At 53.3% G+C, this 24,300-nt stretch carries 20 protein-coding genes and 1 other annotated feature (1 of these 21 cut by a window edge); of the genes, 7 read left to right on the forward strand and 13 right to left on the reverse strand.

The window, feature by feature from the left end; genetic code table 11:
* Positions 1–18: 18 nt before the first annotated feature.
* From prfB to xerD, 4 genes are all read right to left on the reverse strand, one after another.
* A protein-coding gene (gene prfB, locus PTW35_RS14950) for a peptide chain release factor 2 (protein ID WP_107291697.1) occupies positions 19–1,117 on the reverse strand; the annotation gives its coding sequence in 2 pieces (ribosomal slippage) (positions 19–1,041 and positions 1,043–1,117; 1,098 coding nt in all).
* Positions 1,118–1,342: 225 nt separating this feature from the next.
* Complete coding sequence (gene recJ, locus PTW35_RS14955) at positions 1,343–3,067, reverse strand: single-stranded-DNA-specific exonuclease RecJ (protein ID WP_281025665.1); 1,725 nt, start codon at positions 3,065–3,067, stop codon at positions 1,343–1,345.
* 142 nt (positions 3,068–3,209) lie between these two features.
* The gene (gene dsbC, locus PTW35_RS14960) at positions 3,210–3,932 is read right to left on the reverse strand and encodes a bifunctional protein-disulfide isomerase/oxidoreductase DsbC (RefSeq protein WP_281025666.1); all 723 of its coding nucleotides are present in this window, start codon (positions 3,930–3,932) and stop codon (positions 3,210–3,212) included.
* Between the two features lie 221 nt (positions 3,933–4,153).
* A complete protein-coding gene (xerD, locus tag PTW35_RS14965; RefSeq protein WP_281027525.1) occupies positions 4,154–5,008 on the reverse strand; it encodes a site-specific tyrosine recombinase XerD in 855 nt (284 codons plus the stop codon).
* A gap of 257 nt (positions 5,009–5,265) precedes the next feature.
* Between xerD and fldB the strand changes: the two genes are divergently transcribed.
* On the forward strand, positions 5,266–5,784 hold the full coding sequence (fldB, locus tag PTW35_RS14970; protein WP_281025667.1) for a flavodoxin FldB: 519 nt from the start codon (positions 5,266–5,268) through the stop codon (positions 5,782–5,784).
* Positions 5,785–5,880: 96 nt separating this feature from the next.
* Here the strand turns inward: fldB and brnQ are convergent, their stop codons facing one another.
* Positions 5,881–7,191, reverse strand: coding sequence for a branched-chain amino acid transport system II carrier protein (gene brnQ / locus PTW35_RS14975; RefSeq protein WP_281025668.1), 1,311 nt, complete (start codon positions 7,189–7,191; stop codon positions 5,881–5,883).
* Between the two features lie 362 nt (positions 7,192–7,553).
* On the opposite strand from brnQ, the gene PTW35_RS14980 reads away from it, so the two are divergent.
* Positions 7,554–8,270: a methyltransferase gene (locus tag PTW35_RS14980; protein WP_281025669.1), complete on the forward strand. Its 717-nt coding sequence runs from the start codon at positions 7,554–7,556 to the stop codon at positions 8,268–8,270.
* A gap of 175 nt (positions 8,271–8,445) precedes the next feature.
* On the forward strand, positions 8,446–9,669 hold the full coding sequence (gene srmB, locus PTW35_RS14985) for an ATP-dependent RNA helicase SrmB (RefSeq protein ID WP_281025670.1): 1,224 nt from the start codon (positions 8,446–8,448) through the stop codon (positions 9,667–9,669).
* 88 nt (positions 9,670–9,757) lie between these two features.
* On the opposite strand, the gene yaaA is transcribed toward srmB, so the two are convergent.
* Positions 9,758–10,531: a peroxide stress protein YaaA gene (yaaA, locus tag PTW35_RS14990; RefSeq protein ID WP_281025671.1), complete on the reverse strand. Its 774-nt coding sequence runs from the start codon at positions 10,529–10,531 to the stop codon at positions 9,758–9,760.
* Positions 10,532–10,662: 131 nt separating this feature from the next.
* Complete coding sequence (locus PTW35_RS14995) at positions 10,663–12,093, reverse strand: sodium:alanine symporter family protein (RefSeq protein ID WP_281025672.1); 1,431 nt, start codon at positions 12,091–12,093, stop codon at positions 10,663–10,665.
* Between the two features lie 563 nt (positions 12,094–12,656).
* Here PTW35_RS14995 and PTW35_RS15000 point away from each other — a divergent pair.
* On the forward strand, positions 12,657–12,839 hold the full coding sequence (locus tag PTW35_RS15000; RefSeq protein ID WP_281025673.1) for a DUF3545 family protein: 183 nt from the start codon (positions 12,657–12,659) through the stop codon (positions 12,837–12,839).
* A gap of 72 nt (positions 12,840–12,911) precedes the next feature.
* On the opposite strand, the gene PTW35_RS15005 is transcribed toward PTW35_RS15000, so the two are convergent.
* From PTW35_RS15005 to nfo, 3 genes are all read right to left on the reverse strand, one after another.
* Positions 12,912–13,448, reverse strand: a complete 537-nt coding sequence (locus PTW35_RS15005) for a hemerythrin domain-containing protein (RefSeq protein WP_281025674.1) — start codon at positions 13,446–13,448, stop codon at positions 12,912–12,914.
* 123 nt (positions 13,449–13,571) lie between these two features.
* Positions 13,572–14,246, reverse strand: a complete 675-nt coding sequence (gene ung, locus PTW35_RS15010) for a uracil-DNA glycosylase (RefSeq protein ID WP_281025675.1) — start codon at positions 14,244–14,246, stop codon at positions 13,572–13,574.
* A 437-nt stretch (positions 14,247–14,683) separates the two neighbouring features.
* The gene (nfo, locus tag PTW35_RS15015; RefSeq protein ID WP_281025676.1) at positions 14,684–15,535 is read right to left on the reverse strand and encodes a deoxyribonuclease IV; all 852 of its coding nucleotides are present in this window, start codon (positions 15,533–15,535) and stop codon (positions 14,684–14,686) included.
* 546 nt (positions 15,536–16,081) lie between these two features.
* On the opposite strand from nfo, the gene grcA reads away from it, so the two are divergent.
* The 3 genes from grcA (at position 16,082) to PTW35_RS15030 (ending at position 19,341) form a co-directional block, all read left to right on the forward strand.
* A complete protein-coding gene (grcA, locus tag PTW35_RS15020) occupies positions 16,082–16,459 on the forward strand; it encodes an autonomous glycyl radical cofactor GrcA (protein ID WP_281025677.1) in 378 nt (125 codons plus the stop codon).
* Positions 16,460–16,698: 239 nt separating this feature from the next.
* Positions 16,699–17,874, forward strand: coding sequence for a dicarboxylate/amino acid:cation symporter (locus PTW35_RS15025; RefSeq protein ID WP_281025678.1), 1,176 nt, complete (start codon positions 16,699–16,701; stop codon positions 17,872–17,874).
* Between the two features lie 273 nt (positions 17,875–18,147).
* Positions 18,148–19,341 (forward strand): dicarboxylate/amino acid:cation symporter, encoded by a 1,194-nt coding sequence (locus PTW35_RS15030; RefSeq protein WP_281025679.1) that lies wholly within the window; start codon positions 18,148–18,150, stop codon positions 19,339–19,341.
* A 73-nt stretch (positions 19,342–19,414) separates the two neighbouring features.
* On the opposite strand, the gene thrC is transcribed toward PTW35_RS15030, so the two are convergent.
* Genes thrC through thrA form a run of 3 tightly spaced genes read right to left on the reverse strand, consistent with a single transcriptional unit; the run spans position 19,415 to position 24,118 of the window.
* Positions 19,415–20,698 carry a threonine synthase gene (gene thrC, locus PTW35_RS15035; RefSeq protein WP_281025680.1) on the reverse strand — a complete coding sequence of 428 codons (1,284 nt, stop codon included), beginning with the start codon at positions 20,696–20,698 and terminating at the stop codon, positions 19,415–19,417.
* 2 nt (positions 20,699–20,700) lie between these two features.
* Entirely contained in the window at positions 20,701–21,657 is a 957-nt protein-coding gene (thrB, locus tag PTW35_RS15040; RefSeq protein ID WP_281025681.1) for a homoserine kinase, read from the reverse strand.
* 1 nt (position 21,658) lies between these two features.
* Entirely contained in the window at positions 21,659–24,118 is a 2,460-nt protein-coding gene (gene thrA / locus PTW35_RS15045; protein ID WP_281025682.1) for a bifunctional aspartate kinase/homoserine dehydrogenase I, read from the reverse strand.
* Between the two features lie 70 nt (positions 24,119–24,188).
* Positions 24,189–24,300: a sequence feature (Thr leader region), on the reverse strand (it continues 8 nt past the right edge of the window).

Genomic DNA, 24,300 nt, shown 5'->3' on the forward strand with positions numbered 1-24,300 from the left:
TGTTTTAACCGGAGTCGGTTACAGACCTGATTTCAGGCTGGCTTCAATAAAACGGTCTAAATCGCCGTCAAGTACGGCCTGGGTGTTACGGTTTTCCACCCCGGTACGCAAATCTTTGATACGGGAGTCATCCAGCACGTAGGAGCGGATCTGACTACCCCAGCCAATGTCTGACTTGGCATCTTCATTGGCCTGCTTCTCAGCATTTTGCTTCTGCATCTCAAGCTCGAACAGTTTTGCTTTCAACTGTTTCATGGCCTGATCTTTGTTTTTGTGCTGAGAGCGGTCGTTCTGACACTGCACCACGGTATTGGTCGGAACGTGGGTAATACGTACCGCCGATTCGGTGGTGTTAACGTGCTGACCACCGGCACCCGAGGCACGGTAAACGTCAATACGCAGATCAGATGGGTTGATCTCGATATCGATATTGTCGTCCACTTCCGGGTAGATAAACGCAGAAGCAAACGACGTATGGCGACGGCCGCCAGAGTCAAACGGCGACTTACGCACCAAGCGGTGAACCCCGGTCTCAGTCCGCAGCCAGCCGTATGCGTATTCACCGCTGATACGGACTGTCGCCGACTTCAGGCCCGCCACATCGCCTTCAGACACTTCGATCACTTCGGTCTTGAAGCCTTTCGCTTCAGCCCAGCGCAGGTACATGCGGAGCATCATTGATGTCCAGTCCTGTGCCTCGGTACCACCCGAACCTGCCTGCAGGTCGATGTAGCAATCCGAACTATCGTGATCGCCAGAGAACATGCGACGGAACTCAAGCTTGGCCAGTTTGCTCTCTAGCTCAGCGAGTTCTGGTTCAATCTCGTCAAATGTCTCTTGGTCTTCTTCTTCTACCGCCAGCTCAAGCAGACCCTCGACGTCTTCTACGCCTTGATCCAGCTGGTCGATAGTGTCAACAACCGCTTCCAGGGATGCACGCTCTTTGCCCAGCGCCTGTGCACGCTCTGGCTCGTTCCATACATCTGGTTGCTCTAACTCTGCATTAACCTCTTCTAGACGCTCTTTCTTGGCATCATAGTCAAAGGTACCCCCTAAGGACATCAGTACGCGCTGATACATCCTCAAGTCGGTTTTTAATAGGATTAATCTCGAACATTGCCACTCTTCATTGCCGAAATGGACATAACCGGAGGATTCTATCGAATTGTAGATAGAATATACAGGGAAAAGGGAAGGGAATCGGTGAATTTATTTTATTAAGCTGATCACAAAAACACCCCCTACCGCATACCCGCGTTTTGGGATTCGCCGCCCTGCCATGGGCACACTGGCAGGGCACTACCGCCTGCCAGCCATCACCCAAGCGGCTGGGGAAAACCCATCAAAGGGCAGCAATATGCTCCACCAACAACTGAGCGCTGCGGTTGCCTCGGAACTCGTTAACATCCAGGCGGTAAGCCAATTCAACCTGCTGGACCGACGCATCGGGCCAGCGCCGGACATCGACATTGAACGCAATGGCATCAATCACACTGCCGCCGGCCAATGGCTCAAGCATCATCTTGAGGTGCTTACTGCCCACCAGTTTCTGGTGCAGCAGACGGAAGCGGCCATCGAACATCGGCTCGGGGAACTGTTGCCCCCACGGGCCACCGGCCCGCAAAACTTCCGCGGTCTGCAAGTTCAGCTCCTGTGGCATCAGCTCGCCGTCGCTGAGCAGCACCCCGCGCAGGGCATCCTCGTCCAGTTCGGCACGCACCGCCTGGTCAAACGCCAGGCTAAAGGCCTCGAGCTTCGCCTCCGGAATGGTCAGCCCCGCCGCCATGGCGTGGCCGCCGAACTTGAGGATCATACCCGGGTTCTGGGTATCAATTCCGTCGAGTACATCACGCATATGCAGGCCCGGGATTGAGCGGCATGAGCCCTTGATCTCGCCATTGCCGGCGTCGGCAAAGGCGATCACCGGGCGGTGGTACTGCTCTTTGATGCGCGAGGCGAGAATGCCAATGACGCCCTGATGCCAGTCACGCTGGAACAGCGCCAAGCCGTATGGCATATCCTGTTGGTTGAACTTGAGCCGCTCGCAGATCGCCACCGCCTCTTCTTTCATCCCCTGCTCGATTTCCTTGCGGGTCTGGTTGAGGGCATCCAGCTCGGTCGCCATTCGGCGTGCCGCCTGGATATTGTCACACAGCAATAGCTCGACCCCGAATGACATGTCATCCAAGCGCCCCGCCGCATTGATCCTCGGTCCGAGGGCAAACCCCAAGTCAGTGGCGACCAGCCGGGCCGGATCGCGGTTGGCCACTTCAATCAAGGCGCGGATCCCCGGCCGGCACTTGCCCGCCCGGATACGCTGCAAGCCCTGATGGACCAAAATCCGGTTGTTGCCATCGAGTGCCACCACATCAGCCACGGTACCCAATGCCACCAAGTCGAGCAGTTCCGCCAAATTAGGCTCAGGTAGCCCCTGCTCGGCAAACCAGTTTTCCTCACGTAGCGCCGCCCGAACGGCCAGCATCAGATAAAAGGCCACCCCCACACCGCACAGGGCCTTGGAGGGAAAATCACACTCGTGCAAATTCGGGTTGACGATCGCATCCGCCTCCGGCAGCGTATCCCCCGGCAGGTGGTGATCGGTGACCAGCACCTGGATCCCCCGCTCTTTCGCCGCCGCGACGCCCGCGATCGAAGACACCCCGTTGTCCACCGTCATGATCAACTCGGCACCGCGCGCGGCAGCCTGCTCGACCACTTCCGGGCTCAAGCCATAACCATCGTCGAAGCGGTTGGGCACCAGGTAGTCAACATTGCGGCTGCCCAGCATCCGCAGGGCCAGTACCGACAGTGCCGAGCTGGTCGCCCCATCGGCATCAAAATCACCCACCACGATGATCCGGCGCTGCTCGGCCAGCGCCTGCTTGAGCAGGGCCACTGCCGGGGCAATACCATACAGCTGGTTATAACCCAGCAAACCGCGCACCCCGCGCTCCAATTGGGCTTCGCTGGTGATACCGCGGGCAGCATATATCCGCTGCAACAGCGGGGGAGTAACATCGGTAAACTGGCTGGTATCGGCTTCTGGACGGCGTTTAATTTCAATCATCGGAACTATCTATCGGCAGGGGGAGGTTAAGGTTACTTGGGTATACCACGCATCAAGCCATTATAGGCTCTGGGCATAAGTGGGCAACAGAAATTCGATACCCAAAAAAAAGCCCCGACCAAGGCCAGGGCTCTTTAGCGATTTAGCTGCGGTTATCCAGCATCTTGCGCAGCATCGGTGCCGGCTGGTAGCCAGGCAGCATGGTACCATCTTCCAAAATCATCGCCGGGGTACCGGAAACGCCCATCGCGACACCCAGTTGGTAATGTTTCTTCACCAATTCGGTTTGCTGCTCGACACCTTCCGGGTTGAAACTGCCTTCTTTGGCCTGATCCATCGCCTTGGCCGGATCTTTGGCTCCCCAGATAGCACTCATTTCGCTGAAGTTGCGCGAGCGCTCACCGCCACGCGGGAAAGCCAGGTAACGAATCGTAATGCCAGCATCGTTGTAAGCCTGCATCTCGTTATGGAGCTTACGACAGTAACCACAGCTGGTATCAGTAAACACAGTCACCACGTATTTTTCATCTTTGGCCGGATAGACGATCATTTCGTCCTCCATGCCCTGCAGCTTGGCCTTGTTCATTTTGGCCATCTTCTGCTCAGTCAGGTTAACCGGCTCGGCATCCGTTGCCTGATACAAGCTGCCAAGAATGAAATGGCCGCCATCATCGGAGACATAAAAAATACCGCGGTCAGTCACGACCTCGTTAAGCCCTGGCAGCGGAGAAGCACTGATGGTAACCGGCACCAACCCCAGTTTGCTCAACTTACTGGTAATTGCCGCCTCATCGGGCTTAGCTGATGCCGTAAAGGCTGTCATTGCGACTGCGGTTGCAAGTAACGTACGACCCAAAAAGTGCATGTGACTCTTTCCTTTCAAATAATAAATGCGTGCCGGGCTGTAGCGCTCTCCGCCAGCCCCCATCACTACTGGTAGACTTTATACCTAGGTTACTCGGCTATATGACCCCGATAGTGCAAAAAAATTTCATATTCCGCAAAATATCTCAACCTCTTCTAGTATACACCCAAGCAGCACGCCAAGGCAGGCCCGCTTTTGCGCTAAGGTGGGCTTTGCCCCATTCAAGCTCGCGGATGGTGCGCTTGATGAAGCTGCTTGAGACGCTCGGTTGCGACATGGGTGTAGATCTGGGTGGTCGACAAATCACTGTGACCAAGCAACATCTGCACCACCCGCAAATCCGCCCCGTAATTGAGCAGGTGAGTGGCAAACGCATGGCGCATAACGTGCGGCGACAAGGTATCGCCGTCAATGCCCGCCTTGACGGCATAGTGCTTGATCCGGTGCCAGAACGTCTGGCGGGTCATCTGCTTGGCCCTTTTGCTCGGGAACACCACATCTGAGCTTTTCTCGCCCAGCAGCTGTGGGCGGCCGCTTTGCAAGAATTGCTCGATCCAATCAATGGCATCTTCCCCCATTGGAACCAGGCGTTCCTTATTACCCTTGCCTATAACGCGGACCACACCTTGGCGCAGGCTGACATTTTCCATCGTCAGGCTGACCAGCTCGGTAACACGCAAGCCTGTGGCATAGAGCAACTCAAGCATGGCCTTGTCCCGCAGCTCGATAGGGTCATTGGGATCGGGGGCCGACAGCAAAGCATCCACCTGCTCTTCGGTAATATCCTTGGGCAGGCGCTTGGGCAGCTTGGGGCTGACCAGCATGGCACTGGGATCATCATCGCGCATTTTCTCCCGGTTCAAATACTGGAACAGCCGGCGGATCGCCGATGCCATGCGGGCCCGGGAAGTCTGTTTATACTCGGCGTCAAACAGCCACTGCTGGTAGCGCTGAAGATCATCGGTCGACACCTTCTCCAGGGTCAGACTTTGGTCTTTTAGCCAGTTATCCAGCTTTTTCAGATCATTACGGTAGGACATCAGGGTATTTTCAGACAGGCCCCGCTCCATCCACATCGCATCGAGAAACCGCTCGATGATCACTTCATCGTTTTCCACTACAACCTCGGTGTCCGTTTTGGGGCATGGATTATTGCCCGGCAAAACACATGGATAAATACACAGTAGTCAATGGTAGACGATTTCCCACTAAATGTAACGACCCACCCCGGAGAGAACCGGAATTTCTGACTCAATCACTCAGAAATAGTCAAGACCGCCCAAGCTAGGTAGAATCCCCTCATCATTAATTCGTTACACATTGGACAAGCAGCATGAAGATTGGCTTATTCTACGGCTCAACCACCTGCTATACCGAAATGGCCTCGGAAAAAATCCGCGACTGTATCGGTGCCGAACTGGTTGATTTACACAACATCAAACAAGCAGATCTCACCGAGATGAACCAGTACGACATGCTGATCCTGGGGATCTCGACCTGGGACTTCGGAGAGCTGCAAGAAGACTGGGAAGCCGTGTGGGAGCAGCTTGACGGACTGAGCTTGGAAGGCAAAACCGTGGCCCTGTTTGGCTTGGGCGATCAGGAAGGCTATGCCGAGTGGTTCCTCGATGCGATGGGCATGCTGCACGACAAGCTGCTACCGACCGGAGCCCAGTTTGTCGGCTACTGGCCCAACGAAGGGTATGAGTTCGAGGCCTCGAAAGCCCTGACCGAAGACGGCAAGCTGTTCGTCGGGCTGGCACTGGACGAAGACAGCCAGTACGAGCTGAGCGACGAACGAATCACCGCCTGGTGCGAGCAAATCCTCACCGAGTACAGTGAAACGCTATAACGCCAGCCGCTATCGCCAAACTCCAGGCGAACACCGAAACGAAAAAGGGATGCCGAGGCATCCCTTTTTGCTACGTACTGTAAAACACGTCCACAGTTAGGCTGTTTGGCCTTCTTGCTGGGCGGCTTTCTGCGCACCGACAAAACACGTCACCACCAGTGCCGCAAAGGTCGGCATCAACCACGCCATACCGTAGTCGAACAGTGGGATCACACGGAACGCCGACACATCAAAGCCCGACACCTTCGCCGCATCAATCATACTGAACGACAATGCCACCAGCATCACCACACGGTAAGACAGCGCAGGATTTGGCAACCAACGACGGATAAACGTCAGGATAACCAGTGCCATAGCGATTGGGTACAAGGCAAACAAGGCTGGCAGAGACAGGACAATCAGCTGGTTCAGGCCAACATTGGCCACCACACAGCAGGTCACTGACAATACCACAGCCCATTTTTCGTAAGACCAGCTTGTCAAAGAAGAAAAATACTCAGAACATGCACTGATCAAGCCAACTACCGTGGTCAAACAGGCCAGCAATACAATCAGCGACAGCATCATCTGGCCAGCAGGGCCAAACAAAGCTGCAACGTAAATAGCCAGGATATCACCACCGTTTGACGCATTGGCTGCGATATTCACACTGGTCGCACCCAAGTAGAACAGGGAGATGTAAACAAATGCCAGACCCGCAGCGGCGATAAGGCCAGCCATGACCAAGTATTTGCGAGTTGCCTGCTCGTCGCTCACGCCCTTGCTGCGAACGGCATCAACTATCACCATACCAAACAGCAACGCCGCTACCGCATCCAGGGTGTTGTACCCTTCGACAAAACCTTTAAGGAAAGGCATTTCGATATAATCGCCACGCGCGGCCTCAATTGCATCCTGCGGGTTGGCGACAACGCTGACAGCCAGTGCCACCAGAGCAATGAACAAGATTGGAGTCAGGAACTTACCGACCATATCAACCAGATTACCGCGAGAGCGAGACAGGACCATCGCAATGCCAAAAAAGACAATTGAGAAAAGAGTAAGGCTAAGCTGTCCTGCATCGGCAATAAATGGCTTCACACCCATTTCATAGGCCACCAAACCGGCACGCGGAGCGGCGAACGCCGGACCGATGACGATAAAAATCAGCACTGCCAGCAAGGTGGCAACTTTTGACGGCAGATCTTGGGTCATCCCTTTCCAGCCGCCTGCGACAGCAACGGCAATGATGGCGACAAGCGGCAAGGTTACACCGGTTGAAAGGAACCCGAGCATTGCCGGAACGAGGTGATCACCGGCCTGCTGGCCAGCCTGTGGCGGGAATATGATATTACCTGCGCCCAGGAAAAAAGCGAAGGTCATAAAACCCAACGCCATGATATCGGTTAAACTGAGTGACTTTTTCAAACTGCACCTTCCACTCTGATGTTATGTTTGCTGTTTTCGTAACTTTTGTTATTTTTTTGGCCACAAAAAAGGATTACCTGAATGTGACCTTGCTCGCAGCATAATGACGAAAAAGCAGCCAACAAGCAACATCATAGTGAAAAACACCATAATCTTTGGCTGTGCAACTCAAAAACCAGCATGAACAACCAAGCCGCCCCACCCAAACAACAGATAAAACCAATAAAAGCCACTTATAAGAAAGATAAAAAACAGAATTAATAACTATGCAACATCTATTCAACAGAAGGTTGCCATTCTGCAATTCGCCACTGGCGGGCTATAATGCCATGGTCAAAAACATAACAAGGTCCAGCAACACCATGGCAAAAGGGTTCACCTTCAAGCAATTCCACGTCAACGACCACGGCTGCGGCATGCCTGTCAGTACCGATGGCGTCATGCTCGGCGCCTGGGCAGCGCTACCCGTATCGGGCCAGATCCTCGATATCGGCACCGGCAGTGGCCTGCTCGCGCTCATGGTCGCGCAGCGCACGGCTGAGCACGGCAATGCCATCACCGCCATAGAAGTCGATGATGGGGCCGCGCAGGCTGCCCGGCGTAATTTTGCGGACTCCCTATGGGCACCGCGCATCGGGCTGGCCCATCAAACTATCCAGGGCTGGGCCAGCCAGCAGCCTGCCGGCAGCGTGGCAGCGATTGTGTGCAACCCTCCCTACTTCAATCACGGCGAGCAGGCCGACTGCCAGGCGCGGGCCACGGCACGCCATACCGATACCCTGCCGCATCATGAATTGCTGGCGGCTATCAACCACCTGCTGAGCCCAACAGGGAGCGCCAGCTTGATCCTGCCGGTCTACGAAGGCAAGCAACTGATAGCAGCCGCCCCTTCCCACCAGCTATACTGCCAACGGGTTTGCGAAGTAAAAACCACAGAGCGCAAGGTCGCTAGCCGGCTTCTTATTGCCTTGTCAGCCAGCCCGTCAACTTGCCAAACCGAGCAGTTGGTGATCCACCAAGGCGGCGAATACAGCGAGGCTTTTGTTGCCCTGACCAAGGCGTTTTACCTGAAGATGTAAGCGGCAAGGCTGATGCGGTTTGGCAAATTGCGGAAGTTTTTATACTTTTATCGGTGATCGTTGCGGCAATAATCTCTATAATGCCGCCCCTTATATAATTTGCACGTAACCGGCGATCTATAGGCTTCCCCGAGAAAATGGGAAGATCCCCTGAGTTCCCAAGGAGAAATGACTGGTGAGAGACTTTTCCGAATTAGAATTAGATAGCGAGCTGCTGCAGGCCATTGAAGATATCGGCTACGATCGCCCAACCGTGATCCAGGCTGAGGCGATCCCGCACGCGCTGGATGGCCGGGATGTACTGGCGTCCGCTCCTACCGGTACCGGAAAGACCGCAGCATTTCTTCTGCCGATGATCCAGCACCTGCAGGATTTCCCGCGTAAAAAACCGGGGCCTGCCCGCGTGTTGGTTTTGACCCCGACCCGTGAACTGGCTATCCAGGTTGCCGATCAGGCGCGCGCGCTGGCCAAACACACCCAGCTAAAGGTGTTTACCATTACCGGCGGGATCTCCTACGACGAGCATGCCGAGCTCCTGGGCAAAACCCAGGATATCGTGGTGGCCACACCGGGCCGTTTGATGGAGTACATCGAAAGCGAGCGCTTCGACTGCCGTGCCATCGAGTGCCTGATCCTCGACGAAGCCGACCGCATGCTGGATATGGGCTTTGGCAAAGCCGTTGAGCGTATTCACAACGAATGCCGCTGGCGTCGCCAGAGCTTGCTGTTCTCAGCCACGCTGGAAGGCAAGGGTGTCCGCGACTTCTCGCGCACCATCCTCAACGAGCCGGTTGAAGTCAATGCCGAGCCGCCACGCCGCGAACGTAAGAAGATCCACCAGTACTACCACCGCTGTGATGACATGGCCCACAAGCTGGCATTGCTGGAAAACATCCTCAAGGGAGAAGCCGAGCGCACTATTATTTTCGTCAAGACCCGCGAGCGTCTTGCCACCCTGCGCGATCAGCTGGCTGCCATGCAGATCCCATGCTGCTGGATCCAGGGCGAGATGGCCCAGGCTTCGCGTAACAACACTATCCGCCGTTTCCGCGAGGGGGAAGTGAACATCATGCTGGCCACCGACGTTGCGGCCCGTGGTATCGACCTGCCTGATATCAGCCACGTGATCAACTTCGATATGCCGCGCACCGCCGATGTCTACCTCCACCGTATCGGCCGTACTGCCCGTGCCGGTAAGAAAGGCACCGCGGTTTCTTTGATTGAAGCCCACGATCAGGCCATGATCGAGCGTGTCGGCCGTTACATGAAGGAAGAAGTCGCTGAGCGCTTTATTGAAGGCATGCGCCCGCAACACAAAAAGCCTGCTACGGTGAAAAAGAAGAAGAAAAAAGATCCGAAAAAGAAGGTAGCGGCGAAAAAGAAAAAAGCCAAGAAGTAAGGCTTTTTGCCGCAGGGAACAAATAAAAAAACGGGCTGGTAGATACCAGCCCGTTTTTTATTCCTAGGACGAGACAATAGACAAACGTTTACTGCTCTTCACGCTTGAACACCAACTCAGTGGCTGTCGATTCCGCCGGGACAAAGTAATAGCCCGCGGTATCGAACTGCTTGAGCTGTTCCACTGAACCCACTTGGTTGTCAATGATGTAGCGCGCCATCATGCCACGCGCCTTCTTGGCATAAAAGCTGATGACCTTGTAGGTGCCATTCTTGCAGTCTTTGAATACCGGGGTAATGATCTTACCGGCCACTAACTTGGGCTTTACCGCCTTGAAGTACTCGTTCGAAGCCAGGTTGATCAGGATCTCATCGCCCTGCTCTGCCAGCGCCTGGTTGATCTTGTCGGTAATAATATTCCCCCAAAACTGATACAAATTGGTACCGCGCGGGTTAGCTAGTTTGGTCCCCATCTCCAGTCGGTACGGCTGCATCAGATCCAGCGGGCGCAGCAAGCCGTAAAGGCCAGACAGCATTCTCAGGTGCTGCTGGGCATAGGCAAATTGCCGGTCATCCATGGTTTCCGCAGCCAATCCGGTATAGACATCCCCTTTGAAGGCCAAGATCGCCTGGCGGGCGTTTTCGGTGGTGAACTCAGGCTGCCACTCGGCAAAGCGGGCTGCATTCAGGCCGGCAATCTTGTCGCTCACCTTCATCAGGCTGGCAATCTGTGCCGGTGTCAGCTCGCGGCACACCTCAATCAGCTCGGCGGAATGATCAGTCAACTCAGGCTGGGTGAACGTCTCTGTTGCCAGCGGCGAGTCATAGTCGAGGGTTTTAGCCGGTGAAACCACAATTAACATGGGATGCTTCCTTATAATCGTTGATATAGGAATGTTAACAGCCTGACAAAAAAAAACCACGCGCAGTACGCATGGTCTTTTCTATTGCACCTATCGCCAAAATCGATGGTCAACATCAATCAGTCGGCAACTCAGTTCTTGTTCGGTTGGTCCCAAATCCCTTCCTCTAACTGGGCATGCAATTCCGGGTAGTCCTTGCTGTCAAAAGTCGGAACTTTGCCCTGATCCAGCTGCCGGTTGTAGTCCTTGGCCAGTTTCACCACCGTACCGGACAGCAGCACGATGGCAATCAGGTTAATGATTGCCATCATTCCCATCGACACATCCGCCATCGCCCAGACTGTCGGCAAATCGGCGACCGCGCCGAACATCACCATCCCCAGTACCACGATACGGAACACGGCCAGGCCGGCCTTGTGGTTATGCTCAAGGAAAATCAGATTGGTTTCAGCATAAGAATAGTTGGCCACCAGAGACGTAAAGGCAAAGAAGAAGATCGCCACGGCAATGAAAATCGCCCCCCAGCCACCGACCTGGGAGCTCAGTGCGCGCTGGGTCAACTCGATACCGGTAATTTCGCTATGCGGGACATACTCGCCCGACATCAGAATAATCGCGACAGTCGCTGAACAGATCACTATGGTGTCCATGAACACCCCCAGCATCTGCACATAGCCCTGAGAAGCCGGGTGCGGCGGATACGGCGTCGCCGACGCAGCGGCATTAGGAGCCGATCCCATACCGGCCTCATTAGAGAACAAACCGCGCTTGAGGCCGTTGATCATGCCCTGGGCAATGGTATAGCCCAAGGCGCCTGATGCGGCTTCTTCCAGGCCGAACGCACTGCGGAAAATCAACCCCAGCACCTCAGGCAGCTTATCAATATTGGTGAACATGATGAACAGGGCCAGCAGCAAATAGCACAGGGCCATCGCAGGCACCAAGATCTCTGCGGTACGGGCTATAGCACGCAGGCCACCGAAAATAATGGTTCCGGCCATCACCACCAGCACAATACCGACATAAGTCGGGTTCCAGCCGAAAGCGACATTCATCGCCTGAGTAATAGAATTGGCCTGAACCGAGTTAAACACCAGGCCAAATGCGATGATAAGGAAAATAGAGAACACCACGCCCATCCAGCGCATGCCCAGTCCCTTTTCCATATAGTACGCAGGGCCACCACGGTAGTTTCCATCATCATCACGGGTCTTGTAGAGCTGAGCCAAGGCACTTTCAGCAAATGCCGTCGCCATCCCCAGCATGGCGATCAACCACATCCAGAAAATCGCCCCCGGACCACCCAGGGTCAAGGCAACAGCAACACCAGCCATATTGCCGGTGCCCACCCGGGCAGCCAGGCTGGTACATAGCGCCTGGAATGACGAAATGCCGGCTTTATCGGATTTACGGCTGTTTTTCATCACGCTGAACATGTGGCCAAAATGGCGGAACTGAATAAAGCCCAACCGATAGGTAAAGAACACGCCAACGCCAATCAGCAAATAAATGAGCACTGAGCCCCATAACAGATCGTTCAAAAAATTAATCTGACTTGACACGTCTACCCCTCTAGAAATCAAAATGAGCTGAAGCCGGCCAACCAGACCGCCTACAGAAAATATCGCTATAGCCCATCGACCACACTGACGAAAGCCTGTCGTTTTGGCCAAACAGATACTACAACCTTAGTTTTATTATGTGGCAAAAGACAGCAAAGGACCTTCCTGCTCGTACAGGCCGCTATCTGGCGCAGCTATTATGTTGGTATGGTGTTAACGGAAGGCGTAGAAAGAAAGCCACCTGCTAACTGGACCTTATATGGTATAACTGCAGATGGCTGATGATCATGCAAAGATAACCAGCAAAAATCAATATTCTACTGATGAATATTGCTTATCTGGCCTTATACTGGCGAAATTAAGGGCGATATTCTAAGTTCTACCTGCCGGTTCAACCTCTAACCCCCTCTCTTGCCTGGTGTTTTTTTATACAACCAAATTAATAATGGGATCGTACGCACATCAAAAGTTCATGATTAAGTAACATTTGCGAAACACATCAATTTTATTTTGTGGCTTGCTATGATATTTAAGTAAGACCGATTGTAAGGAAGAGGTGCTCTATGGACAGCTATGCATTCGATGACATTCTTGCAACAGAAACACCAAGACGTGGTTCCCGTAGCAAGCCCGTAAAACGCAAGTGGCGTGAAATTGAAGCGCTTAAAGATAGGCAACGACTACGTCGTGAACTTGCTGATATTGATATTTTCAAGGAGTTATCAGACGACGATCTTGATTTCTAATTCAACAGCCATGCTTAACCAAAGAGCCGGCTTCCGCCGGCTCTTTGGTTCTCTGGGCTTGTCCTACTGAAGCTATAACTGCAAGCGCTCAGCTAAATTACGATACCGATCATTAACCTGGGCTCCAAACAATGGGTCACAGTCGCATTCTTCATATTGTTGTGACACCGCCAACCAATCTTCCTGAGTGAAATGGTCGCGTATCAAGGGGAGGATGTGCTTTTCCTCAAACTCCAAATGGGCATACTGACGAACGACAAATGCATTAAGTTTTTCAGCAAACACATCCAACGGGATCACCGAGTCCATCAGGATCATATCGACCGTATCGGCAAACTCCTGGGTCAGCTTCGCCAGTTCCTCATGCTCTTTCGCCAGGCTTTCTACCTCACCGACATGGTCGGCATAATGTGCCTGGTAATAATGGTAGAGCACATCCTCTTTCGGATGGTGACAGCACTCAGCGTAATTCTGCAAGTAATCAACAATATCTTTGATCAAGCCATAGTTAACCTCTTGCCCGCTACGTATTGCAGTAAGCTTCTGTTGAAGAATTTTCAACAGCCGGCAGATATAACCATGTTCAGTGTGAATATCATCAAGCATCATTGCATAAGTCTCCCAGTCGTCTCCATTACTGTAAGTGTATGCAAGGATAGAAAAAAACACCTTGATCCTGATTATTTTACGCGCAGATAATTTACATTAACTATACATTTTAACAAAAAAAGCTTAATCATCCAGCAACCAGTTAATTCCCGGCTTATTCATCTGCAATAGGAGCTGGTTCGTCTGGGAAAAATGCTTGCAACCGAAGAAGCCTCTATACGCTGACAACGGAGATGGGTGGGCAGCACGCAACACATGGTGACGCTCAGTATTGATTTTCTTTCCTTTCTTCTGAGCGTGCGCGCCCCACAATAAAAAGACGACCCCCTCGCATTGCTGGTCAATAACCTCAATCAAGCGGTCGGTAAATGTCTCCCAGCCGATTTTGGCATGGGAATGGGCGTTGCCCTGCTCTACCGTTAATACCGTATTGAGCAGCAGTACCCCTTGCTCGGCCCAACTTTGCAGGTTGCCATGGGCTGGCGGGGAAAAGCCGTCGATATCGGTCGCCAGCTCCTTGTACATATTGGCCAAAGACGGCGGGATCTTCACTCCGTGACGGACCGAAAAGCTCAGGCCATGTGCCTGATCGGGGCCATGGTAAGGGTCCTGCCCCAAGATCACCACCTTGACCTGCGAAAGCGGTGTGGCCAGCAACGCATTAAACACATCTTCCTGAGGTGGGTAAATCACTTTGCCAGCCGAGCGCTCGGCTGCCACATACTGCTCCACTTGCTGGAAATACGGTTTCTGGCGCTCACTATCAATAACATCTTGCCAACTCAATACAGGGCTCATTCTTTGCTCCTCCTCTTTGGCTGCCCATTGTATGGGTTTGGCCGAGAAAACAAAGCCCCCTATCCGGCCATGCGGATAGGGGGGCTCATCAAAGGAGAAAAGTGCGCAGTACTAGTCCACCTGATAGCGCGCCTTAGGATGCACCGGCGTGCGCCAGTGACCCCGGCCCTGATTATGGCGGTGAGCCTGCGGCAAACGAGAGATCCCGTAACTCAACATCATCATTTCAGCATTCATAGTTTTCCCTACCCAGTTGCTAAACCACTGGATATAGACATGAAAACTTAATGCCAATATTGAGAACAAACAAAAAGATTTAAATTTCAGATCCTTATAAAAGAAACTAGCTCCCCCTTTAGTTCTCACCGCCCAACCTTGGTGAAACCTGCCCCAATCTAGGACACACAATACCCGCCGGGGCTACTGTGCCGCCTCGCCTAGGCTGCCCCGGGGATAAACGAACGCAATGTCGCAATCTCTTGCTGCCAGATATCGGGATTAATCGTTTCCAGTACCAGCGGAATATTGTCGAAACGCTTATCTTGCATCAGATAGCGGAAGCACTCCCAGCCGATTTCCCCTTCACCTAAACTGTGGTGGCGGTCAAGATGGCTGCCCAATCCACCTTTAGAGTCATTGAGATGCATACCGCGCAGATACTGCATCCCGACAACCTGGTCAAATTCAGCAAAGGTCTTGTCCGTAGCCGTCTCGCTACGCAAGTCATAGCCTGCGGCGAACGCATGGCAGGTATCGATACAGATACCCACCCGCGATTTGTCTTCGACCTGTTCGAGAATGCTGGCGAGCTGCTCGAAGCGCCAACCGAGGTTACTCCCTTGCCCGGCCGTATTCTCGATCACCGCCACCACATTCGGCACGGCGGTATGGGCTAAATTGATCGACTCGGCAATCAAAGCCAGGCATTCGGCTTCGGAGATTTTCTTCAAATGACTGCCCGGGTGGAAATTAAGCAGATGCAGTCCCAACTGCTCACAGCGAGCCATTTCATCAACAAAGGCAGTACGCGACTTTTCCAGCTTTTCGCGTTCTGGCGCCCCAAGGTTTATCAGGTATGAATCATGGGGAAGGATCGCATCAGGGGTAAAGCCGTATTGTTGGCAGCGGGCCTTGAATGCCATGATCACATCTTGCTCAAGTGGTTTGGCAGCCCACTGACGCTGGTTCTTGGTAAACAAGGCAAATGCGTTAGCACCGATCTTGTTGGCATTCTCTGGCGAGTTGTGCACACCGCCAGCAGCGGATACGTGCGCACCGATTAATTTCATTTTGTTCCTACTTCGATATTCAATTTTTACAGCACGGATTGTACGTTATTTATCAACGTCAGCGCTTACAGGTTGATCCGGGGCAGTACACACTTTCCGAGAGGTTAGGTAAACCCCACTCGTTATTTTGATGTAATTTTACTACAAATGATCAATTCAAATATTTTTTAAATGATAAAATATTAGTTAAACATCAATAAATATGCGGCTTAGTTGACCTAGCTCAATAAAATAGCCCGATTTAATTTATGGTTTTTTGTTGTAATTTGATCTAAATCAATACACAATTAGCACCGACGAGATATATAATACGCAACTCAACGAGAAAATCGAAAAAACTAACGACATCCCCAAGGCGGAGATTGCAAATTATAACTACTAAAAAATATGGCTTGTTGCGGTTGAAGCTTGTTGCTCACATAGCTTCACTAATTCATAAAAACCGAAATTCGGTCGTATTTTTCAATAGTCATAATTTTGCAAAATCAGGCTTAAACCTTAGGGGTTAGGTCATAAAAGATAAGTCTCAAAACGGAGAAGAAAGTCATGATCCAAGGTATTCAAATCACTAAATCAGCTAACGATGACCTACTGAACTCAATCTGGCTACTAGATACTGAAACTAACGAAGCTCGCTGTGTGGCTGCTTCTGCCGGTTTCGAAGCTGATCAGGTAATCCCTGCTGCTGACCTAGGTGAGTACGAGTCTCGTGAAGTTGCTATCGAAACGCCTGCAAAAATCGAAGGTGGCCAGCACCTAAACGTTAACGTACTGAAGCGTGAGACGCTGGAAGATGCGGCTAAGCACCCAGAAAAATACCCACAGCTAACTATCCGTGTATCTGGCTACGCAGTACGCTTCAACTCTCTGACTACAGAGCAGCAGCGTGACGTTATCGCACGTACTTTCACTAACAGCCTGTAATCACAGCCTCTGTTAGCAAAAAACGGCACCTTTGGGTGCCGTTTTTTTTGCCCCGGTTCGACCACCACAGTTATCCGACCGCAGATACTGGTTATATTATCATCTAAAATGTGACAACAATTTAGGTATTAATGTTAATAAAAGTGTACATTCATAGCGTTGCCTACCACCTGAGCTTTTCCACGGGCAATGTCAAAAAAATGGAGCAATACATATAACACTATAATCGGAGCCAGTTCATGAAGTTAATCCTCAAGCTTATCGCGGGTATTTTGATCGGTATCCTCCTTGGTTTTTTTGCCCCCGACGCCATCATTCGCGTCCTGCTGACCATCAAACTCCTCGGTGGCCAGCTCATCGGTTTCACTATCCCTCTCATCATCCTGTTCTATATCACCAGCGGTATTGCCAGCCTGCCGAAAAATTCCGGCTCGCTACTGGGTAAAACCGTGGCCCTATCCTACGGTTCAACTATTATTGCCGGCAGCCTGGCCTTCATTGTGGCCAGTACCGTTATTGGCACCATGGCCGAGCCTGCTGGCGCAGCAGCAGACAGCGCCGAGAAGCTAACCAGCTTCATTACCATTGAAGTGCCACCACTATTTGGGGTGATGACCGCCCTTGCTACCGCTTTCCTGTTTGGACTAGGGATCAGCATTACCGATAGCAAGCCATTGAAAACCATCGCCGAAGACGGCCGCAGGATCATCGACCTATTGCTTTCCAACATTATTATCCCGCTCCTGCCGTTCTATATTGCAGGCGTCTTTGCCGAAATGGCTGCAGAGGGCACGGTATTCACGACCCTGAAAACATTCGGATTGGTGTTGGCACTGGCTATCTTCATGCACTGGGTATGGATCACCATCCAGTACACCGTGACCGGGCTGGCATTGGGACACTCACCGCTGAAGCTGATCAAAAACATGATGCCTGCATACTTCACGGCAATCGGCACCATGTCCTCGGCGGCCACCATTCCGGTGACCCTACGCCAAACCAAGCAGAACAATGTTGACGAAGCGATTGCTAACTTCACCATCCCGCTGTGTGCCACGATTCACTTGTCTGGCTCGACCATCACCCTTGTCACCTGCTCCACCGCGGTCATGGCACTCAGCCAGCACATCGCCATCCCCTCCCTGTTTGAAATGCTGCCATTTATCATGATGCTAGGTGTCACCATGATTGCCGCACCGGGCGCTCCAGGTGGCGCGGTAATGGCAGCACTTGGCCTGATGGCCTCTATGCTTGGGTTCGGAGAGGCAGAGCTGGCGTTGATGATTGCACTGTACATGGCCCAAGACAGCTTCGGTACGGCCTGTAATATTACCGGAGATGGGGCTATCTCATTGTGGGTCAACAAGTTTGCCAAACAGCCACAATCTCAGGCTATCGAGCAAACAGAATCATAACAAGACAACCTTCTCACGCAAGGCAGGCCTGGGCCTGCCTTTTTTATGACACCTATAGCGTATGATGTTTTTTGGCCCAGCCAAGTAATCAGCTGCGCCTTAATTTATGTCAACAAAACAACCGATATGCTTGGATTGCACCCAGACAATTAACGATTACACCCCATGTAACACATAAAACACCTCTTTTTTGGCATCCTCTGCCAAGTAATGGTAAAACGTCGCCGCTTTGTTACGGACTACTATCCATTTTCCTCAATAGGACTATTGGCGATGAAACTGATTTTAAAACTCATTGCTGGCATTCTGGCCGGTATTCTTTTCGGCCTGTTTGCCCCCGATGTGCTGGTTCAAATCCTTATCACCATGAAGGCTTTGATCAGCCAGCTGATTGGCTTCACCATTCCCCTGCTTATTCTCTTCTTTGTGACCAGCGGGATCGCAAACCTCCCGAAAAACTCCGGCAAACTGCTGGGGAAAACCGTCGGCCTCAGCTACCTGTCGACCATGGGCGCGGGAGCAATGGCTTATCTCGTGGCTGGGCAGGTCCTGCCTTCCATGCTGCACAGCTCAGCAGAAGTCAGTGAAGCAGCGCGCACTCTTGCCCCGTTGATCGACCTGAAGATACCGCCGATAATGGGGGTGATGACCGCACTAGCCGTAGCCTTCATCTTTGGCTTGGGGATCACGGCAACCAACAGCGAGCACCTACGCAAGTTGAGCGATGAAGGCCGCAATATCATCGAGCTGTTCCTGGCTAAAGTCATGGTGCCGTCGCTACCGTTCTATATTGCCGGCGTGTTTGCCGATATGACCGTCAAAGGCACTGTCTTCTCGACGCTCAAGACCTTCACCCTGGTACTGGTGCTGATTGTTGTGCTGCACTGGTTATGGCTGACCTTCCAGTTTATCAGTACCGGCGCACTGCTTGGCCGCTCCCCGCTCAAACTGCTGAAAACTATGCTGCCGGCCTATGTCACCGCGCTGGGTACCATGTCCTCGGCGGCCAGCCTGCCTGTCACCCTGCGCCAAACGCAGGAAAACGGCGTGAAAAAGCCGATCGCCAACTTCGTGGTGCCGCTCTGTGCCAATATCCATATGTCCGGCTCGGCAATCAGTATCACCTCTGTTTGCGTTGCCGTGCTCTTGGTAACGGGCAATGCTAACGTCCCGAGTTTCCTTGAAGCCTTACCATTTATCGGCATGCTGGGTATCACCATGGTTGCCGCACCGGGCGCGCCAGGCGGTGCGGTCATGGCGGCCGTAGGCCTGCTGGGATCAATGATGGGCTTTACCGAAGCGATGATTGGCCTGCAAATTGCCTTGCACCTAGCCCAAGATGGCTTCGGTACCGCTTGTAATATCACTGGTGACGGTGCACTGGCACTGTGGGTTGACAAGTTTGCGGATGACGCTGTTTCGACCGAAACAGAAACTGCCACTGCCAGCAGCGAACAAACCGCCTAGTCATAAGCGGTAAAACAAAAAAATAAAAGGGAGCCGCTGGCTCCCTTTTGCATTTGCTTACAACGAAAAAACCTTACTGAACGCTACGCAGTACCGCTTTAAGCTGCTCAAAATCGTTGTCACGCTCGAGCGACAGTAGCTCCATTGCATTGTGCTTGGCCAGAGGCGCCGGCAGCTCGATGTCCTTGCCCAAGATCTCATCCACGACCTCTTTGAACTTGGCCGGGTGAGCGGTACACAGGAACAACCCGGTTTCACCGGCGGCCAGCTGCTCGTTCAATACGCGGTAGGCAATGGCCCCGTGCGGCTCGCACAAATAACCTTCCTGATCCATCTCGCGCAAGGTCTCAGCCGTCTGCTCGTCATTGACCGCGCCGTAGCCCAGCTCACCCAGGCCCCAGCCTTTGAGGCGGCAAAGCTCCTCGATCCGCGGCCAGTTGTTTGGCTGGCTGACATCCATCGCGTTGGAAATAGTCGGTACCGTTGGCTCCGGAGCCCACTCGCCAGTTTGCAGGTAACGAGGCACGGTATCATTGACATTGGTTGCGGCGATAAAGCGCTTCACCGGCAGGCCGATGGCTTTGGCCAACAAACCGGCGGTCAAGTTACCGAAGTTACCGCTAGGGACCGCGATGACCAGCTCCTCGCGCTGCGCTTTCGGCAACTGGGCAACCGCTTCGAAGTAGTAGCAAATCTGGGCTAGCAAGCGGCTGATGTTGATCGAGTTGGCCGAGTTCAGCCCCACCTCCTGGCGCAGCTCGGCATCGTCAAAGGCCTGCTTGACCAGTGCCTGGCAATCATCAAAGGTGCCGTCTACGGCAACCGTAGAAATATTGCCGCCTAGGGTGCAGAACAGCTTTTCTTGCAGCGGACTGATCTTGCCCTTCGGGTAGAGGATCACCACCTTAATGTTATCCATACCGTAGAACGCATGGGCAACAGCAGCGCCGGTATCACCCGAGGTCGCGGTCAGAATAGTGATGTTGCCGTCACTGTCAGACACCGCAGCCAGTGACTGGGCCATGAAACGGCCGCCAAAGTCCTTGAAGGCCAGCGTCGGGCCATGGAACAGCTCAAGGGCATAGACCCCCTCTTTCACCGGCTTGATCGGCGCATTGAACTGGAAAGCGTTGCCGACCATTTGAGAGACGGTCTCTGCGGCTAGCTCCTCGCCGATAAACGCCGACAGAATGGCGGTACTGCGACTGACAAAGTCTTGTTCCAGCAGCGCATCGACATTGTCGAAAGCCGGGAGGTCGGCGGGGAAAAACAAGCCCTGGTTGCTTCCCAGCCCCTGGCGGACTGCCTGGCCAAACGAAACCTGCTCTTGGTGATCTTTTAGGTTATATAGCTTCATGGTTACAGCTCACTTCCTGTTACTCTTGAGCCCTGCCCGTCCAAACGACAGACATGGACGAATCCTTCTTCATTCTGAACATAATGATCTTGCAACCATCGTGCAATACGTTTTGCGACTTCAAGGTCGTCACACACGGTAAACATCGTCGGCCCCGAGCCGGAGATCCCGCTAGCCAACGCCCCGGCTTCCAGCGCATACTGCCGTGCTTTGGCAAAGCCAGGCAGCAAACGCTCGCGGTAAGGTTCAGCGACCACATCTTTGATCATTTTTGCCGCCAGCGCCGGTTGACCAGAATGGCAGGCATGAATGAACCCGCCCAGATAACGACCATGGGCAATCACATCCTGACGGCGGTACTGGGATGGCAGAATAGCGCGGGCTTCTGCGGTCGGGACTTTAATACCGGGATAGGCCATGACCCAATACCAGTTATCAAAGCAGGGTACCGGCTGGCTGATGATGCCCAGCTCCTCGACCATAAATTGCAACCCGCCCAAATAGCACGGAGCAACATTGTCGTAATGCAAGCTACCGGAAATCTCCGCTTCCATCTCCCCCATCAGGGCCAGCAGCTCATTCTCGTCGAGCGGTTGTTCATGGAAACGGTTCAGCGCATCGAGCGCCGCCACAATCGAACAGGCACTGGAGCCCAGTCCTGAACCGATCGGCATGTTTTTTTCCAATGTCAGGGCGACCGGCTTTAGCTCCGCGCCTTTTTTATCCAGCTCGCGGGCAAACACCTGCCAGCAGCGGTAAACAATATTCTCTTCAGCTTGCTTGGGCAGCTTGTCGACAAACGCCCCGACACAGCTCAGCGAAAACGGCTCAGCCCCCTGCTCAGCCAGCACCCGGTCGCCCAGCAGGGTGCCATCAAGAGGCGACACGGCCGCCCCCAGCACATCAAAACCGACACTGACATTGCCAATCGACGCCGGCGCATATACCACAACACTCATCTTAAACTCCTAGTTTCCAGCCCAGCGTACGCATCAGATCAGCAAAGACCCCAGCGGCTGTTACTTCGGTACCTGCACCGTATCCTCGCAGCACCAATGGGATTGGCTGGTAATAGCGGCTATAGAAAGCCAATGCATTCTCACCATCCTTGATCTTGAACATAGGGTCATCCGGGTTGACCGCTGCAATCTTCACGGCACATTGTCCGTCTTTGATTTCACCGACATAGCGCAAGACCTTGCCCTCGTTGGCGGCTTCTTCAACCAACTTGGCGAAGTAGGCATCCGCCTCAGGCAGGCGAGCCATGAAGTCATCCACCGCCCCCTCGGCATCAAAGCCCGGCGGCAGGGCCTGCTCGACCACTACGTCTTCCAGCTCCAGTGCCATACCCGCTTCCCTGGCGAGGATCAGCAGCTTGCGCGCCACATCCATACCCGACAGGTCATCACGCGGATCCGGCTCAGTAAAGCCATTGTTACGGGCAACGGTCGTAGCCTCGCTGAAGCTCATCCCTTCATCTAGCTTGCCGAAGATAAAGGACAGCGAGCCCGACAGGATGCCCGAGAAGCGCTCCAGTTCATCACCGGCCGCCATCAGGTTCTGCAGGTTTTCGATAACTGGCAAGCCCGCCCCTACCGTGGTGTCGTACATGAACTTACGGCGCATCGAGCGCGCTGCTTGGCGCAGCTGCTGGTAGTACGCCATGCTGGCGGTATTGGCCTTTTTGTTCGGCGTGATCACGTGGAAGCCCGCCGAGAGGAAGTCGACATACTGCTCGGCAATGCCTTGATCAGACGTACAATCAATCACTATCGGGTTGATCACGTGGTTGCGCTTAACCAACTGGATCATACGGGCGAGGCTCAATGGCTCAGTGACCTGGCCCATCGCGTCGCGCCAGTTCTCCAGCGGCAGGCCATTGCTGTCAAGCAACAGGCCCTTGCTGTTGGCCAAGCCGCATACCCGGATCACGATGCCGTTTTCGGCCAGTTTCGCCTGCTGGCGCTGGATCTGATCCACCAGCTCACCGCCAACACCACCGACCCCGATAACGAATACATCGAGGAAGTGCTGACTGTTGAACAGGTTCTCATGACATGCCTTGACCGATTCCGAAACCTTGTCATCCGGGATCACGGCAGAAATCGCCCGCTCGGAAGAGCCCTGGGCTATCGCCACGATATTGACATCCACCTCCGCCAGCGAGGTAAAGAAGCGCGAAGCAACCCCGCGGGAAGTGCGCATACCATCGCCAACCAATGTCACGATGGCTACGTTATCCATAAATTCAACTGGCTCGAGCAGGCCTTCTTTCAACTCCAGCTCAAAATGTTCCCTGAGTGCGCGCTGGGCCGCTAGCTTATCGCCGCTCTCGATACAGAAACTGATACTGTATTCCGACGAAGACTGGGTGATCAGCACAATCGATACCCCCGCCGATGACATCGCTCCGAAGACGCGGGCGGCCATACCGACCATACCTTTCATGCCCGGACCGGACACATTGACCATGGTCAGATCTTTCAGCGTGGTGATCCCCTTGATATCAAGCTTGTCTTCGCCGGTATCCAGGCCGATCAAGGAGCCGGCGCCCTGAGGGTTGAAGCTGTTTTTGATCAAGCAAGGAATGTGGAACTGGGCGATAGGGGCAATAGTTTTCGGGTGCAGTACCGAGGCACCGAAATAAGACAGCTCCATCGCTTCCTGGTAGCTCAATGATTTCAGCAGACGGGCGTCGGGTACCAGGCGCGGATCACAACTGTACACACCATCGACATCGGTCCAGATTTCACAACATTCGGCACGTAAACAGGCAGCCAGCACCGCCGCCGAGTAGTCGGAACCATTACGGCCCAGAGTTACCAGCTCGCCCTTTTCGTTACCGGCAGTGAACCCCGGCATGATATTGACATGATCCTGTGGCAACGGGTTCTGGCGGAAATTCTGGGTAGAGGCCTCAATATCCACATGGGCTTCGAGGTAATCACCATGTGCCAGCAAGTAAGCCACCGGGTCGATCAGGCTAGCCTGATGGCCCTTGGCCTGCAGCAGCGACTGCATAGTGGCAATGGAAAGCCTTTCGCCCTTGCTGATGATCTTGGCGTAGACATTGTCAGGGCATAAGCCTAACAATTTGATACCGTGAACGTATTGCTTCAGCTGGCCCAGCGAGCTCGCTAGCTTGGCATCCAAGGCCTCCTTGTCGAACCCCGGCTCCACCGCTTTTAACCCAGCCAGCAGCTCCGAGAACACCGCTTCCAGATCAGCCAGCTGTAAGTCCGCCTCGCCAAACTGGATGCTATTTTCGATCACCGAGACCAATTTGTTCGTCACCTTGCCCGGTGCCGACAGCACTACCGACACCGGCCCTTGCTGGGCATTATTGGCAATAATATCCGCAGCCCGCGAAAACCTATCTGCATCGGCCAGCGATGAACCACCAAACTTTAATACTCGCATTCCCTACTCCCACAACTTCCTAAAACGTGCCCCTGGGGACTCTTTGCCACTCCAGGATGAAATATCAGGTTAAAAAAAAGCCCACATCTTTTTGGGATGTGGGCTCTTCTTTGCAATTCTTTCGCGCATCAGCCCACCCCAGCAACCATGGTGCCGGTAATAATAATGGTGGTGGTATTCAT

The sequence above is a fragment of the Photobacterium sp. DA100 genome (assembly GCF_029223585.1).
Lineage (GTDB): Bacteria > Pseudomonadota > Gammaproteobacteria > Enterobacterales > Vibrionaceae > Photobacterium.